This window comes from Achromobacter sp. Marseille-Q0513, assembly GCF_018195695.1.
Lineage (GTDB): Bacteria > Pseudomonadota > Gammaproteobacteria > Burkholderiales > Burkholderiaceae_B > Achromobacter.
The window spans coordinates 1-15016 of sequence record NZ_JAGTJY010000157.1 but is presented as its reverse complement, the minus strand read 5'-3'; the positions used below and the strand labels follow the sequence as shown (position 1 = coordinate 15016).

At 68.6% G+C, this 15016-nt stretch carries 12 protein-coding genes; 2 read left to right on the top strand and 10 right to left on the bottom strand.

Translation table 11 applies throughout. The features are described from left to right. Positions 1 to 26: 26 nt before the first annotated feature. Complete coding sequence (locus KDH83_RS23945) at positions 27 to 350, bottom strand: hypothetical protein (RefSeq protein ID WP_212320521.1); 324 nt, start codon at positions 348 to 350, stop codon at positions 27 to 29. A 26-nt stretch (positions 351 to 376) separates the two neighbouring features. Then, positions 377 to 1909, bottom strand: coding sequence for a nitric oxide reductase transcriptional regulator NorR (gene norR, locus KDH83_RS23940; protein WP_212320519.1), 1533 nt, complete (start codon positions 1907 to 1909; stop codon positions 377 to 379). Positions 1910 to 2064: 155 nt separating this feature from the next. On the opposite strand from norR, the gene ytfE reads away from it, so the two are divergent. Next, complete coding sequence (gene ytfE / locus KDH83_RS23935) at positions 2065 to 2784, top strand: iron-sulfur cluster repair protein YtfE (protein ID WP_212320517.1); 720 nt, start codon at positions 2065 to 2067, stop codon at positions 2782 to 2784. A 13-nt stretch (positions 2785 to 2797) separates the two neighbouring features. Here the strand turns inward: ytfE and KDH83_RS23930 are convergent, their stop codons facing one another. Genes KDH83_RS23930 through KDH83_RS23915 form a run of 4 tightly spaced genes read right to left on the bottom strand, consistent with a single transcriptional unit; the run spans position 2798 to position 6941 of the window. Continuing rightward, positions 2798 to 3853 (bottom strand): SMP-30/gluconolactonase/LRE family protein, encoded by a 1056-nt coding sequence (locus KDH83_RS23930; protein ID WP_212320515.1) that lies wholly within the window; start codon positions 3851 to 3853, stop codon positions 2798 to 2800. 28 nt (positions 3854 to 3881) lie between these two features. Continuing rightward, a complete protein-coding gene (locus KDH83_RS23925; RefSeq protein WP_212320513.1) occupies positions 3882 to 4808 on the bottom strand; it encodes a 3-keto-5-aminohexanoate cleavage protein in 927 nt (308 codons plus the stop codon). A 46-nt stretch (positions 4809 to 4854) separates the two neighbouring features. Further along, positions 4855 to 5661, bottom strand: a complete 807-nt coding sequence (locus tag KDH83_RS23920) for a cyclase family protein (RefSeq protein WP_212320511.1) — start codon at positions 5659 to 5661, stop codon at positions 4855 to 4857. A 44-nt stretch (positions 5662 to 5705) separates the two neighbouring features. Beyond that, complete coding sequence (locus tag KDH83_RS23915; protein WP_212320509.1) at positions 5706 to 6941, bottom strand: MFS transporter; 1236 nt, start codon at positions 6939 to 6941, stop codon at positions 5706 to 5708. A 147-nt stretch (positions 6942 to 7088) separates the two neighbouring features. Between KDH83_RS23915 and KDH83_RS23910 the strand changes: the two genes are divergently transcribed. Next, positions 7089 to 7760, top strand: a complete 672-nt coding sequence (locus tag KDH83_RS23910; RefSeq protein ID WP_212320507.1) for a TetR/AcrR family transcriptional regulator — start codon at positions 7089 to 7091, stop codon at positions 7758 to 7760. A 285-nt stretch (positions 7761 to 8045) separates the two neighbouring features. Here KDH83_RS23910 and KDH83_RS23900 read toward each other — a convergent pair whose 3' ends face one another. From KDH83_RS23900 to KDH83_RS23885, 4 genes are all read right to left on the bottom strand, one after another. Then, on the bottom strand, positions 8046 to 9215 hold the full coding sequence (locus tag KDH83_RS23900; protein ID WP_212320503.1) for a PDDEXK nuclease domain-containing protein: 1170 nt from the start codon (positions 9213 to 9215) through the stop codon (positions 8046 to 8048). A gap of 220 nt (positions 9216 to 9435) precedes the next feature. Further along, the gene (locus KDH83_RS23895; protein ID WP_212320501.1) at positions 9436 to 10935 is read right to left on the bottom strand and encodes an efflux transporter outer membrane subunit; all 1500 of its coding nucleotides are present in this window, start codon (positions 10933 to 10935) and stop codon (positions 9436 to 9438) included. Further along, positions 10932 to 14060 (bottom strand): efflux RND transporter permease subunit, encoded by a 3129-nt coding sequence (locus tag KDH83_RS23890; protein ID WP_212320499.1) that lies wholly within the window; start codon positions 14058 to 14060, stop codon positions 10932 to 10934. Before KDH83_RS23890 ends, KDH83_RS23895 begins: the two co-directional genes overlap by 4 nt. Next, a partial coding sequence (locus KDH83_RS23885; protein WP_212320497.1) for an efflux RND transporter periplasmic adaptor subunit occupies positions 14057 to 15016 on the bottom strand: 960 nt, incomplete at its 5' end. The genes KDH83_RS23890 and KDH83_RS23885, both read right to left, overlap by 4 nt.

The window sequence follows — 15016 nt, the reverse complement described above, 5'->3', positions numbered from 1 at the left end:
GGCGGGGATCGCGGGCGGCGCGCCGATCAGCGCATGCCGGGAAAGGCCGTCACCCAGGACACCTTGATGTCGCCGAAGGCGCGCACGATCTGGACCTTGAAGTCCGGGAAGGCGGTGACGATCTCCCATTTGCCGCAGCTGCTGGCGAAGGCGCGCACGCGTTCGACGCGGATGTCCTCGAAGGCGTTCACGACCTCGATCTTGATGTCGGGAAAGGCGTCGACGATCTGGACCTTGCCGCGCAGCGGGATGCCCTTGTAGGTGCAATTGGCCTTGTCGAGGTCGCCGGCCTGGGCCAGGGAGGGCGCGGCGAGCAGGCAGAGGGCGAGGCGGATCAGCGTTCTTTTCATGGGGCAGGGATGGTAGCGCGCGGCCCTCAGCCCTTCAAGCCCAGCCGGCGCGCCAGCTTGTGCAGGTTGCTGGGGTCCACCTCCAGCACGCGTGCGGCCGCGGCCCAGTTGCCGTCGTGCGCTTGCAGCGCCAGCCGGACGTGCTGGCGCTGACAGGCGTCCACGGCGTCGCGCAAGGTAGCCAGCGCGCCGTCCGGCGTCGTGGCGGGCGGCGCGTCCGGCGCCGCCGCGAGGGGACGCAGGTCGGCGCCGGACAGGTCCAGCAGGCCTGCCTCCAGCGTGACGATGTGGTTGCGGTTGGCGCCCCGGCTCACCGCCTTGATGGCGGCGCGGCTGATGACATGCTCCAGCTCGCGCACATTGCCCGGCCAGCGGTAGCGGCGCAGTGCCTCTTCGGCGTCCAGCGCCAGCCGCAGGCTGCGCAGGCCCAGCCGGGCGCGGTTCTGTTCCAGGTAGCGGCCGGCCAGCAGCAGCACGTCGTTGCCGCGCTCGCGCAGCGGCGGGATGGCGATGGGATAGACCGACAGCCGGTGGTACAGGTCGGCGCGGAAGTCGCCGTCGCGCACCAGGTCCTTCAGGCTGCGGTTGGTGGCGGCCACGATGCGCACGTCCACGCGCCGGGGACGGTCGTCGCCCAGGCGCTGGATCTCGCCGTTCTGCAGCGCGCGCAGCAGCTTGGCCTGCACCAGCAGCGGCAGTTCGCCGACTTCGTCCAGGAACAGGGTGCCGCCGTTGGCGGCCTCGAAGCGGCCGGGCCGGTCGGCCACCGCGCCCGAGAACGCGCCCTTGGCGTGGCCGAACAGCTCGCTCTCGGCCAGCGACTCGGGCAGGGCGGCGCAGTTCACGTGCACCAGCGGCTTGGCGCGGCGGCGCGACAGCCGGTGCACGCGGTGGGCGAACAGTTCCTTGCCCACGCCGGTCTCGCCCAGCAGCAGGATCGGCAGTTCCGAGTCCGCCACCACGTCGATCTCGTGCAGCAGGCGGGCGATGGACTCGCTCTGGCCCAGGATCTCGTGGTTGTCGGCGGGCGCGCCGTCGGCCTGGGACTGGCCCCGCGTCAGGCGCAGCGCGCGCGTCTCGGCCTCCAGCCGCGTGGTGCGCAGGGCCGCTTCCACCAGCATGATCAGCCCGCGCAATTCGGACTGGGCCTCGGCGCCGAAGGTGCCGACCTCCAGCGCGTCCAGCGTCAGCACGCCCCAGGGCTGGCCCTCGACATGCAGGCTGGTGCCCATGCAGTCGTGCACCGGCAGGGGCTCGCCGGCCATGCCGTTGATCAGGCCGTCGTAGGGGTCGGGCAGGGTGCTGTCGTGATGGAAGCAGGTGACGCCCCGGCGCGCCAGGATGGCGGCCAGCCGGGGATGCTGCTGCACCGCGAAGCGCCGGCCCAGCGCGTCCTGGGTCAGGCCGTCCACGGCCACGGGGCGCAGATGGTCTTCCTCCAATTGCAACAGGGCCACGGCGCCGCAGGAGAAGTGCGCGCGCACGCTGGAGACGAGCCGTTGCAGGCGCACGGCGGGGGGCAGATCGACGACCAGGTCGGCCAGGAGCAGGTTTTGCATGGCGGGGTGATTTGTACCGTTCAGGGTTCCATTTACCCGCATCGGGCAGGGTCATGGCTACCCTTTGAATCGCAAGTGCTTGATCCGGCTCAAACTTTTTTCTGGCACGGAATTCGCTGTGGAAGAAGCACCGTCACGTACCTTGGAGAGACGCAATGAGTTTGGTCGAGCAATCCCTGGGCCAGCTGGCCCGCAGCATCCCTGGCGCCACGCAGGTGTTTCACGAATACGAGCTGGATTTCTGCTGTGGCGGCAAGAAAAGCCTGGCCGATGCCGCCGCCGAGCGGGCGCTGGACGCCCGTCGCATCGAGGCGCGCCTGATGGAGCTGGCGCAGCAGCCGTCCGACATGCCCGACTGGAACGCGGCCAGCCCCGCCGATCTGATCGACTACATCCTGGCGCGCTATCACGAGGTGCATCGCCAGCAGCTGCCCGAGCTGATCCGGCTGTCGCTGAAGGTGGAGCAGGTGCACGCCGACAGCCCGGACTGCCCCACCGGGCTGGCCGAGCACCTGCGCACCATGAGCCAGGAGCTGGAGAGCCACATGCAGAAGGAAGAGCAGGTGCTGTTCCCGCTGCTGGCGCGCGGCCATGGCGCGATGGCGGCCATGCCCATCACGGTGATGCGCATGGAGCACGACGATCACGGCGTGGCGCTGGAACGGCTGCTGGCGCTGACGAACAACATCACGCTGCCGCGCGCCGCCTGCAATACCTGGCGCGCGCTCTACCTGGGGCTGCGCGCCTTCAAGGAAGACCTGATGGCGCACATCCACATGGAGAACAACATCCTGTTCGAGAACGCCATGGCGCCCGCCGCGCAGAGCGCGCCGGTCAGCGCGCCTGCGGGGGGATGTTGCGCAGGCGCCGGCTGAGTCCGGCGCGCGTTCAGCGGCCTGCCCTTGGCCAGTGCGCCATCGGCAGACCGGGAACGGGCGAGCGGAAGCAGGGAATGCGCGTGCCGAACAGGCTGCCCAGATACCCGGTGCGCAGGTCCGGGCCGCCGAAGGTGATGCTGGCCATCCACGGCGCGATGGCGCCGCGCGCGCGCTGCATGTCCTCGCTGCGCAGCGTGCCTGCGTCGAAGCGTTGCATCAGGTTGGCGCTGGCCTCGGCGTCGCCGTCGTCCAGCAGCACCCGCATGTCGCCCTCGGGCGTGAGCGCGATGAGCCGGTCCACCATGATCAGGGCGGCCCACAGATTGCCGTGCGCGTCGAACGCGATGCCGTCGGGCAGGCCGCCCAGGTGGGCGGGGCCGAAGATTTCGCGGTCGACCAGCCTGACCCCGTCCGGCCGGGACTCGTCCAGCCGCATGCGGGTGATGCGCGGGCCGGTGGTTTCCACGATGTACAGCCATTGCTCGCGGGCGTCGAGCCGGATTTCGTTGGTGAAGTGAAATCCGTCGGCCACCACGCGGATGCGGCCATCTTCGACCACCGCCACATAGCCGTCGCGCACGCGGTCGGCGAGCGCCCGGGTCCACGGGTTCACCCGCGTCGAGACGGTGAGCCAGACGCGGTCCCTGGCATCGCGCAGCACGAAGTTGACCTTGCCGATGGGCTGGCCGTCGATGTTGTCGATCAGCGTGCGGGTGCGCCCGTCGCGGTCCATGATTTCCAGGCGGTCGGTGCCGAAGTTGGAGATCAGGATGCTGCCGTCGGCGGCGAAGGCCAGGCCGTTGGGCAGCGTGCCTTGCGTGTAGCGGGCCTGCACGGCAGCGCCGGCGTCGCTGGCGCCGTCGCCAAAGCGCGTGTCCGCGCGCTGGCCGATGTAGCGCTGCGAACCGTCCGGCGCGATGCGGGTGACGCCGCCGCGCGCGTCGGCGGCCCACAGCGTGCCGTCGGGCTCGGCCAGGATGCACTCGGGACGCTGCAGTTCGTGGCCGACGTAGCGGATGGCCGAGGGATCGACGGCGTATCCGTCCAGGGGATTGGGGGCTGCCATGCGCGGGCTCCTTGTTGCGCGGCGGGCGTCAGAAGGCGACGTTGTCGCGGCCCTTGAGCTGCAGGATCTGGCGGGCCTCGTCGGGCGTGGCGATCTCCATGCCCAGCTCGGTGAGGATGCGGCGGATCTTGGCGACCTGTTCGGCGTTCGACGCGGCGAGCTGTCCGCGTCCCAGGAACAGGTTGTCCTCCAGGCCCACGCGCACGTTGGCGCCCATCACCGCGCCCATGGTCACGAAGGGCATCTGCTGCCTGCCGGCGGCGAACAGCGACCAGACGTAGTCCTTGCCGAACAGGCGGTCCGCCGTCTGCTTCATCAGCAGCACGTTTTCCGGATCGGCGCCGATGCCGCCCATCACGCCGAACACCGACTGGATCAGGAACGGCGGCTTGACCAGGCCCTGTTCGACGAAGTAGGCCAGGTTGTAGAGGTGGCCGATGTCGTAGCACTCGAATTCGAAGCGGGTGCCGTGCGTCTTGCCCAGGGTCTCGAGGATGTAGCGGATGTCGCGGAAGGTATTGCGGAAGATGCCGTCCTCGGTGGCCTGCAGATAGGGCACTTCCCAGTCGTGCTTCCACTGGCGGGGCTTTTCGGCCATGCGGAACATGGCGAAATTGATCGAACCCATGTTCAGCGAGGCCATCTCCGAGGACGCGCGCAGCGCGCCCGCCAGGCGCTGCTCCAGCGTCATCGTGACGCTGCCGCCGGTGGTGATGTTGAGCACGGCGTCGGTCTGCTCGGCGATGCGCGGCAGGAACTGCATGTACACGTCGGCCGACGGCGAGGGGCTGCCGTCGGCCGGGTTGCGCGCGTGCAGGTGGATGATGGCCGCGCCGGCCTGCGCGGCGGCGATGCTCTGCGCGGCGATCTCCTCGGGCGTGCAGGGCAGGTAGGGTGACATGGTGGGCGTGTGGACCGAGCCGGTGATGGCGCAGCTGATGATGGTCTTGGTCATGGCGGGTGCTTCCAGGGGGCGGGGAATGAGCGGGCGGCGCGCGCCGTCAGGCCGCGGGCATCAGCGCGTCGTCGAAGATGGCGACGGCGCGCGTCCAGCCGGCCGAGGCGTTGCGGATCTTGTGCGGGAAGCAGCTGATGTAGAAGCCGTCGGGCGGCAGCGCTTCCAGGTTGTGCAGCTTTTCCAGGTGGCAGTAGCCGATGTCGCGGCCGGCCTTGTGGCCTTCCCAGATCAGGCCGGCGTCGTGGCTGCGGGCATATTTCTCGGCGGTATGGACGAAGGGCGCGTCCCAGCTCCAGGCGTCGGTGCCCGTCAGCCGGACGCCGCGCTCCAGCAGGTACATGGTGGCGTCGTAGCCCATGCCGCAGCCGGCGGAGACGAAATCATCATGCCCGTAGCGGCTGCCGGCGCGCGTGTTCACCACCACGATTTCCAGCGGTCGCAACGTGTGGCCGATGCGCTTGAGCTCGGCCTCGACGTCGGCGGCGGTCACGACATAGCCGTCGCCGAAATGACGGAAGTCCAGCTTCACGCCGGGCTGGAAACACCATTCCAGCGGCACTTCGTCGATGGTCCAGGCGCGTTTCTTCTCGCCCAGCGCCTTGTCCATGGTGCTGTGGAAGTGGAACGGCGCGTCCAGATGCGTGCCGTTGTGAGTGGACAGCGTGACCTTTTCCACGGCCCAGCCTTCGCCGTCGGGCAGGTCCTCCTTCTTCAGGCCGGGGAAGAAGGGCTCGATCTGGCCGATCGTGTGCTCGTGGGTGAAGTACTGGATCTCGGGCTTGAAGGCGGGCGGATCGGAGAAGACATCGTTCTCCAGGTAGATGGACAGATCGACGAAGCGGCGCGTCATGGCGGGATTCCTGTTCGTGTTGGGGAGTGCGGTTGAGGCCGGGCTCAGTGCGCGGTGACGGGTTCTTCGGCTGCGGCGGTCTTGCCGGCGGGCAGCAGCAGCACCACGGCGGCGGCGATCACGAACACGCCGCCGCAGGCGGCGATGCTCGGGCCGAAGCCGAAGGTGGCGGACATCGAGCCCAGCAGCAGCGGCGCGAAGGCGGAGATGCCGCGCCCCACGTTGAAGCAGAAACCCGCGCCCGTGGCGCGCAGCTGGGTGGGAAACAATTCAGCGAAGTACGAGCCCATCAGTCCGGCGAAGGCCATGAAGAAAGCAAATACCGGTCCCAGCCACAGCAACAGCAGGTGATCCGTGGCCTGCACGTAGAACGGCAGCAGCAGGCCGGAGCAGACCAGCGACAGGATCAGGGCCTTCTTCTTGCCGACGCGGTCGGCGATATAGCCGAAGGCGTTGTAGCCGACGAACATGCCGATGTTGAGCAGGACCAGGAAGCGCGCCATGGTGCCGGTCTCCAGCCCGCGTTCCTTTTGCAGGAAGGTCGGCAGCCAGGTGCTGGCGCCCCAGTACGCGGCCAGCGTCAGGGCCGAGACCAGCGTGCCCAGCAGCGTCACGCGCAGCAGGGCCGGCGCGAACAGCGGGGCGACGCCTTGCCCGCCCGCGCCTTGCGGCGCGCCAGCGCGCTTGCGCTGCCTGTCGGCCAGCCAGGTCTCGGATTCGGGTACGTAGCGCCAGACGTAGACCATGGCGATCACGACCGCCGCGCCACAGACGAAGAACAGCGCGCGCCAGCCATGGGCCGGCAGCAGGTAGGAGGCCGCGGCGGCGGCGATGGCCGCGCCGATGGAAAAGGAACTGAGCACGAAGGAGGTGGCCCGCGCGCGCTGGTGCGCCGGCCAGGTTTCGTTCACGTGCGCGGCGGCGATGCCCCAGACGCTGCCCAGGCCCAGGCCCGAGAGAAACCGCAGCGCCAGCACTTCGCGCCAATCGGTGGCGCCGGCAACCGCCATCGTCAGCGCGCCGAAGCTGCCCAGCGACAGCAGCAGCACCTTGCGGCGGCCCCAGCGGTCGGCCAGCGGCCCCATGACCAGGCCGCTCATGCCGATGCCGAGCAGGGTGGCCGTGGCCAGCAGCCCGGCCTGCATCGGGCCGATCTGCAGTGACGCCGAAATCGCCGGCATGGCGATCGCCAGGATGAGGATGTCCACGGCATCGAACATATAGCTCAGGAAGTACCCGGCCAGCACGCGCCATTTCAAAGTGGATGGGGAAGGGGCCACGCTTGTCTCCTGACGTTCTTGATCGTCTCTTATGGAAAACTGACTGTACGATCGTTCAGTTTATTTGGTCAATCCATCGAGCCCCTAGGGAAAACCAGGGCTACCATGACTTCCTTAAAATTCCAGGCCATCCCAGAGGAGAGATGCATGCCAGCAAAGCCTGTGCCCAAGAAAGCGGCCACGGCCCGGAACAAGGCGCCCGCCGCCATCAGCAAGCGCGACCGGATCCTGGACGCGGCGCAACAGCTGTTCGCACAGGGGGGATTCGACGGCGTGTCCATGCGCGACATCGCGGCGCAGGCCGGCGTGGGCCTGCCTCTGATCGTCTATCACTTCGAGACCAAGCAGAACCTGTACCGCGCCCTGTTCGAGCGCTTCAGGACGCTGCTCGACGCGCGCCTGACCGCCTTGCACGCGCCGGTCGCGCCGGGCGTGGATCCGCTGGAACACATCGTCCGCGCGCTGGTCCTGCCGGTGGTGCAGGCACAGGGCGGGGAGGCGGGCGTGGCCTACGCCAAGCTGGTGGCCAGGGAAGTGTCGGACCCGCGCGAAGCCGAGCGCGGCATCGTCGCGGAGTATTTCGATCCTTTCGCCGTCGAGTTCGTCCATGCGATCCGGACCGTGCTGCCGAAGCAGGATCCGGACTACGCGCACTGGGCCTATCTGTACGCGGTCGGCGCGCTGGTGATGAGCGTGTTCGACCGCCGCATCGAGCGCATCTCCGAAGGCCAGACGCATGCGGGCGACCTGAAGAACAAGGCGGAGTACCTGGTGCGTTTCATCGTCGCGGGCATGCGGGCGGGGCTCAAGCGGCCCTGACCTGGCCGGGCAGGTCGCGGGCACCCCGATGCTGGGGAACCGGCACGCCACGACCATCTTGAACCAGGTCACCGCGCCCAATCCTTCGCAGCTGATGGGGACGATGGAAGTGGCCGGTACACCCCGCTCAGCCACACACCTGTCGTCGGCAAATGCGCAGCACGCGCAGGCCCGGATCAACGATCCAGGCCGGAGGCGTCAGGGATCAGCGCCGAATGGCTGTGATCCGGCACGAAGCACAGGGTGAAGCCCACGAGCCCGATGGCGGTACGCCGGGACACACGACTACGGCTTGTCGTCTTTGAGAGACAGCGTTCCGCGAGATTCGAGCAGACGCCGCGTGTTCTCAAGCTCTTGTTGCAGCAACTCGGCATCTGGCAATACCGTCCGATAGTTCGCCGCCATCACCTTGTTCGGCAAGCCGTCCAGCGCATACCGCGCAAGGGCATGGCCCTTGTCCGCGCACAGGATCAGGCCCACCCGCGGATTCTCATCCGGGTAGGCCCAATGTTCCTTGGCATAGTTGCAATACATGTGCATCTGCCCCACGTCGGCATGGGGCAGGCTGCCCAGCTTCAGGTCGACAATGACCAGGCAATGCAGCTTGCGATGGAAGAACAGCAGATCGACCCGATACCAGGTCTGGTCGATGCGCAACCGGCGCTGCCGCCCGACGAAGGTGAACCCTTCACCCAGTTCCAGCAGGAAGTATTCCAGACGCTGGATCAAGGCCGCTTCCAGGTCGGATTCCGAATACTCGTCTTTAAGGTCGAGGAACTCCAGCACATACGGGTCTTTGATGGCGTCATTGGGCGTGACGGCATCCTCGGGCTTGGCCACTGCCCCCTTGAGCAGCATCGCCGCCTTGTCCTTGGACAAGGCCGTACGTTCGTAGAACTGGCTTCCAATCTGCCGGTCGAGTTGGCGCACGCTCCAGCCGCCGCGCAACGCCTCGGCCTCGTAGAACTGGCGGGCATGGTCATCCTTGACCGACAACAGCCGGACATAGGCCGACCACGGCAAAGTGAAGACCTGGGCCAGTTTGGAGAGGTCGAATTTCCGAGACACCGTCTCGGAATTCTCGATGGGCAGTCCGTCTCCAGATTTCCGAGACAGTGTCTCGGAAATTGCAGACAAGGGATAAGCGACGAAGAAGCGCCGCATGTTCTCCAGGTTGTCCGGGCTGAACCCGCGCCCGAATCGGCTCGTTAGATCGGCGGACAAGCGTTCCATTAACTGTTCACCGTAACCGGCCCGCCGCCTGCCTTTCTGCTCGGCTTCGACGATCCGGCGGCCAATCTCCCAATAGCTGGCCGTCATCAGCGCATTGACACTGCGCGCCGCTGCCTGGCGCGCAGCATCCAGTAACTCCACAATGCCACCGTGGATGCCGGCATAGCCAACCGGTAAGGCGGTGCGTTTCCCCGCTGCCGCAGGCGTCTTCCTCGTTGTCATGCTGTCACCTTCATAGAACGGGACTGGCGGTGCTCGGGCCACCGCTCTTTTCGGAAAGCTCCGGCATATGTTGAACTCGCCTAAGTGATTGATGAACCTGCTGTATCGAACCTTGGCGCAGTCCAGCGAATTGCGGCACTGGAGTCATCGTGAAACAAAAAAAGCCCCGCGCCGGGGGAGGCGCGGGGCCAAGACACGAGGAACGTGTCGGGGGTCTGGTTCAGGGCTGCGCGGCGGGCGCGGCGGCCTCCTGGGTCGGTTCCTGCGCGGGCGCCTGCGCCGGCGAGCCCATGGCCTGGAACAGCGCCGCCGTTTCCGTCAGCCGCTGCGTGGCGTACTGCACCTCGGCCAGTCGCGCCGAGATGAAGCGCTGCTCGCTGGCGCGGCCGGCATAGGGCGCCAGCGCGCCCAGCCGCACGCGGCTCGCGGTATTGCGATAGGACTGTTCGGCTGAACGGCGCGAGGCCTCGGCGGCGGCCAGCGCCTGGCTGCCGGCTTCCAGCCGCGCCAGCGTGTCGGCCACGTCCTGGAACGCGGACAGCACCGCCTGCTTGTATTGCTCGATCGAGGCCTCGTACATGAGCTTGGCCGCGCGCCGCTCGGCCAGCAGCTGGCCGCCATGGAAGATCGGCTGCGTCAGCGAGGCGCCCATGGCCCAGATCGAGCCGGCGCCCGACAGCGCGCCGGGCCAGCTGAAGCCGCCCTTGCCCATCGAGGCCGTCAGGCTCAGTCGGGGAAAGAGCTGCGCGGTGGCCAGTCCTACATCGGCGGCAGCGGCTTGCACCGCCGTTTCCGCCGCCCTGATGTCCGGGCGCGAGGCCAGCAGATCCGATGGCACCAGCACCGGCACCTGCGCCGGCAGCGTCAGCGCGCCAAAAGCCAGGTCCGGCGGCGCCTGGTCGGGCGTGCGGCCCAGTAGCACCGCCAGCGCGTGGCGGGTGGACTGCCATTCGGCGTACAGCCCGGGCAGCGAGGCTTCCAGGTTGGCGGCGTCGCGGTCGGCGTCCAGCGCCTCGCTCTGCGAGGCCGAGCCCAGCTCGTAGCGGCGCTGCGCGTCACGCGCGACCTGGCGCGACAGCACGGCCTGTTTCTCCGTCAGCGCGACCCGTTCGGCCAGCGCGGCCGAGCGGATGGCGCCGGTGACGATGTTGGCGGCCAGCGCGCGACGCGCCGAATCCAGCAGGAAAGCGCGCCGTTCGACGCGCGCGCCCTCGGCCTCGTTGGCGAAGCGCGCCGCGCCGAAGATGTCCACTTCGTAGCGCGCCTGGATCTGGCCGGTGTAGACGTTGTAGAGCTTGGTGGGATCGGGCAGGCCGGGCATGGTCAGCGCGCGCTTGCGCGAGACCTCGCCGCCGGCGTCCACGGTGGGCATCAGGGATGAATTGATCTGGCCGCGCAGCTGCTCGCGGGCCGCGGCCAGCGAGCGGCCGGTGGCGGCCAGGTCCGGGTTTTTCGCCAGGCCTTCCTCGACCAGCGCATCCAGCTCGGGCGAGCCGTAGCGCTTCCACCATTGCGGCACGGGCTGGGCGCCCTGTTCATAGCGCTGGGCCACGCCCTGCGCCGTGGCGCCGGCGGCGGGCAGGGGCTGCACGCCGTACTGGGCGGGCTGCGGCGCCGCGGGCGGCTTGCGGTCGGGGGCGAAGGCGCAGGCGCCCAGCGCCAGCACCAGCGGCAGGATGGCCAGGCGTACCGGGATGCGCGGGGATTTCACGGTGGTCATTGTTGTGCTCCCGCGCGCTCGTCGTGTTTCACCCGGAACCAGGCGGCATACAGCGCCGGCAGGAAGAACAGCGTCAGCACGGTGGCGCTGGTGATGCCGCCCATCAGCGCGGTGGCCATGGGACCGAAGAAGTTGCTGCGCAGGAGCGGGATCAGGGCCAGCACGGCGGCCGCGGCCGTCAGCGTGATGGGACGGAAGCGCCGCACGGTGGCGCCGACGATGGCGTCGATGCGTTGATGGCCGGCGCCGATGTCCTGCTCGATCTGGTCCACCAGGATCACCGAGTTGCGCATGATGATGCCGAACATGGCGATCACGCCCAGCATGGCGACGAAGCCGAAGGGCTGGCCGAACAGCAGCAGCGTGGCGACCACGCCGATCAGGCCGAGCGGCGCGGTCAGCACCACCATCATGACGCGCGAGAAGCTCTGCAGCTGCACCATCAGCAGCGTCAGCACCACCACCAGCATGATCGGCATCTGGGCGTTGATCGAGTTCTGGCCCTTGGCGCTTTCCTCGACGGTGCCGCCGACCTGGATGCGGTAGCCGACCGGCAGCTCCTGGCGCAGCGCGTCGAGCTGCTTGTCGAGGGCGTGGGTCACGTCGATGCCCTGGGCGCCGGCGACCACGTCAGCCTGCACCGTGATGGTGGGCTGGCGGTCGCGTTCCCAGATCACCGCGTATTCCAGGCCGTAGCGCAGCTGCCCCAGGCTGCCCAGCGGCACCGGGCCGTTGGGCGTGGGCATGGCCAGCGTGGCCAGGCGCGCCGGGTCGACGCGTTCCTCGCGCGGCGCGCGCAGTTCCACGTTGATCAGCTTGTCGCGCTCGCGGTACTGGGTCACGGTGTAGCCGGACAGCGTCAGGGCCAGGAAGCTGGACACATCGCTGGACGTGACGCCGACTTCGCGCGCCTTCTGCTGGTCGATCTCGAAGCGCACCGAGCGCTCGGACGGCTCGTCCCAGTCGAACTGCACGTTGACCGTGCGGGCGTCGGCGCGGATCTGCGCGGCGACCTGCTCGGCGGTGGCGCGCACGGTGGCGATCTTGTCGCCGCTGATGCGGAACTGCACCGGGAAGCCGACCGGCGGCCCGTTCTCCAGGCGCGACAGGCGCGTGCGCACGGCGCTGAATTCCTCGCGCAGCATGCCGCCCAGCCATTGCGCCAGCTTCTCGCGGTCTTCCACCGAATGCGCGGTGATGACGAACTGGGCGAAGTTGGGCGTGGCCAGCTGCTGGTCCAGCGGCAGGTAGAAGCGCGGCGCGCCGCTGCCCACGAAGCTGACCATGTGCTCGATCTCGGGCCGGCCGTCCAGCGCCTTTTCCAGGCGCTCGACCTGGCGCAGCGTGGCCGCGAAGGATGCGCCTTCCTGCAGGCGCACGTCCATCAGCAGCTCGGGACGGTCGGAGCTGGGGAAGAACTGCTTGGGAATCAGGCTGAAGCCGGCCATGGACACGATGAAGACGATCACCGTGCCGCCCAGCACCAGGTAGCGCCGGTCCACGCACCAGCCCACCCAGCGGCGGAAGCGCTGGTAGAAGCGGGTGTCGTAGATGTCGTGCTCGTGGTCGTCGGGCAGGTGCGCCTCGCGCTTGCGCTCGGGCAGCATGTGATAGCCCAGCAGCGGGATCAGCACCACGGCCGCGAACCAGGACGTGATCAGCGCGATGGCCGAGACCTCGAAGATCGAGCGCGTGTATTCGCCGGTGCTGGACTTGGCCAGCGCGATGGGCAGGAAGCCGGCCACGGTGACCAGCGTGCCGGTCAGCATGGGGAAGGCGGTGCTGGTGTAGGCGAAGGCGGCCGCGCGGGCGCGGCTCCAGCCCTGTTCCAGTTTCACCGCCATCATTTCCACGGCGATGATGGCGTCGTCCACCAGCAGGCCCAGCGCCAGCACCAGCGTGCCCAGCGAGACCTTGTGCAGGCCGATGCCGAACATGTCCATGAACAGCGCCGTCACCGCCAGCACCACGGGAATGGAAATCACCACCACCATGCCGGTGCGCATGCCCAGCGACACCAGGCTGACCGCCAGCACGATGGCCACGGCCTCGGCCACCGAGCGCAGGAAATCATCCACCGAGTGCGATACCGCGCGCGGCATGCTGGAGACTTCGGTCAGCGTCAGGCCGGCGGGCAACTGAGCGGTCAGCTCGCCGAACTTGGCGGCCAGCGCGCGGCCCAGGTGCACCACGTCCTGGCCGGGCTGCATGGTGATGCCGATGCCCAGCACCGGCTTGCCGGCCAGGCGCATCTGGTCCACCGGCGGGTCCTGGTAGCCGCGGCGGATCTCGGCGATATCGCCCAGGCGGATCGACTTGCCGTTGACGCGGATCAGCGTGTCGCCCAGCGCGCGGGCGTCGTCGAACTGGCCGCTGGGGCGCACGAAGATGCGGTCGTCCTCGGTGGTCAGCGTGCCGGCGTGCGTGACCGCGTTCTGGCTGTTGATGGCCTCGGCCAGCTGGCGCGGCGAGATGCCCAGCCGGGTCAGCTGGGTGTTGGAGATTTCAAGGTAGATGCGTTCCGGCTGGTCGCCGAAGTAGTCCACCTTGGCCACGCCGGGCACGCGCAGCAGCACGGTGCGCAGCGAGTCGGCGTAGTCGCGCAGCTGGGCGGACGAAAAACCGTCGCCTTCCAGCGCGTAGATGTTGGTGTAGACGTCGCCGAACTCGTCATTGAAGAACGGGCCCTGCACGCCTTGCGGCAGGGTGGCCGCGATGTCGCCGACCTTCTTGCGTATCTGGTACCACTCTTCCGGCACCTTGCTGGCGGGCGCGGAGTCCTTCATGGTGAAGAAGATCAGCGATTCGCCGGGGCGCGAGTAGCTGCGCAGGAAGTCCGTGGCCGGGGTTTCCTGCAGCTTCTTGCCGATGCGGTCGGTGACCTGTTCCTGCACCTGCTGCGCCGTGGCGCCGGGCCATAGCGTGCGGATGACCATGACGCGGAAGGTGAATGGCGGATCCTCGGACTGCGCCAGCCGCGTGTACGACAGCACGCCGAACAGCGTGACCAGCGAAATCAGGAAGACCACCAGCGACTGGTGGCGCAGCGCCCAGGCGGACAGGTTGAAGCTGCCTTCCTCGTCGCGCTGCGAGGCCTGCCCGGCTTGTTGATCCACGCCGCTCATGATGCGAAGTCCTCGGGGTGCAGCGGCGGCACGGCGCGCACTTTCTGGCCGGCCGACACGGCATGCACGCCCTGCCAGACCACGCGTTCGCCGGGCTGCAGGCCCTGGGTCAGCGTGACCGTGCGGGCGTCGTAGCGCAGCACCTGCACGCGGCGCAGTTCCAGCGTGTCCTCCTGCGGCTTGACCACCCAGACGGCGGCCTCCTTGCCGTCATGGAACAGCGCGGTGGCCGGCAGCGTGTAGGTCGCCGCGCCATTGGCGCTGGCGTTGCTGAAGCTGATGTTGGCCGTCATGCCCAGGCGGACCTCGGGCTTGGGGTTTTCCAGCGTGAGCTTGGCGCGGTAGGTGCGGCTCTGCGGATCGGCGGCGGGCGCGATCTCGCGCAGCACGGCGTCGAAGGTCTGGCCGGGCAGCGGACCCAGCGTGACGCTGGCGCGCTGGCCCACCGCCAGGCTGGCCAGCACGCTTTCGGGCACGTCGCAGATGGCGTCGATGTCGCCGGACCAGGCCAGGTTGTAGACCGCCTGGCCGGCCGAGACGTTCTGGCCGGTGTCGGCCCGCTCGGCGGTGATCACGCCGGCGTGGTCGGCCTGCAGGGTGGTGTACTTGAGCTGGTCGGCGGCCAGCGCCGATTGCTGCGCGGCCTGGTCGCGCTGCGCCAGCGCCGAGGCGTAGGCGTTGCGGGTCTGTTCCAGCTGGGTGGCGGCGATCAGGTTCTCGCGCGCCTGGGCGCGGTCGCGGTCCAGCTGCTGCTTGGCGTAGTCCAGCTGGTGCTGGGCGGCCGAGAGCTGGGCGCGGGCGCTGGCCGCGTTCTTGGCGGCGTCGGCCGGATCCAGCCGGGCCACGATCTGGCCGGGCGTCACGGCATCGCCCAGGCGGACCTGGCGTTCGACGATCTTGCCGCCGACGCGGAACGACAGCGGCGTGCTGTAGCGCGCCTGCACTTCGCCCGGCAG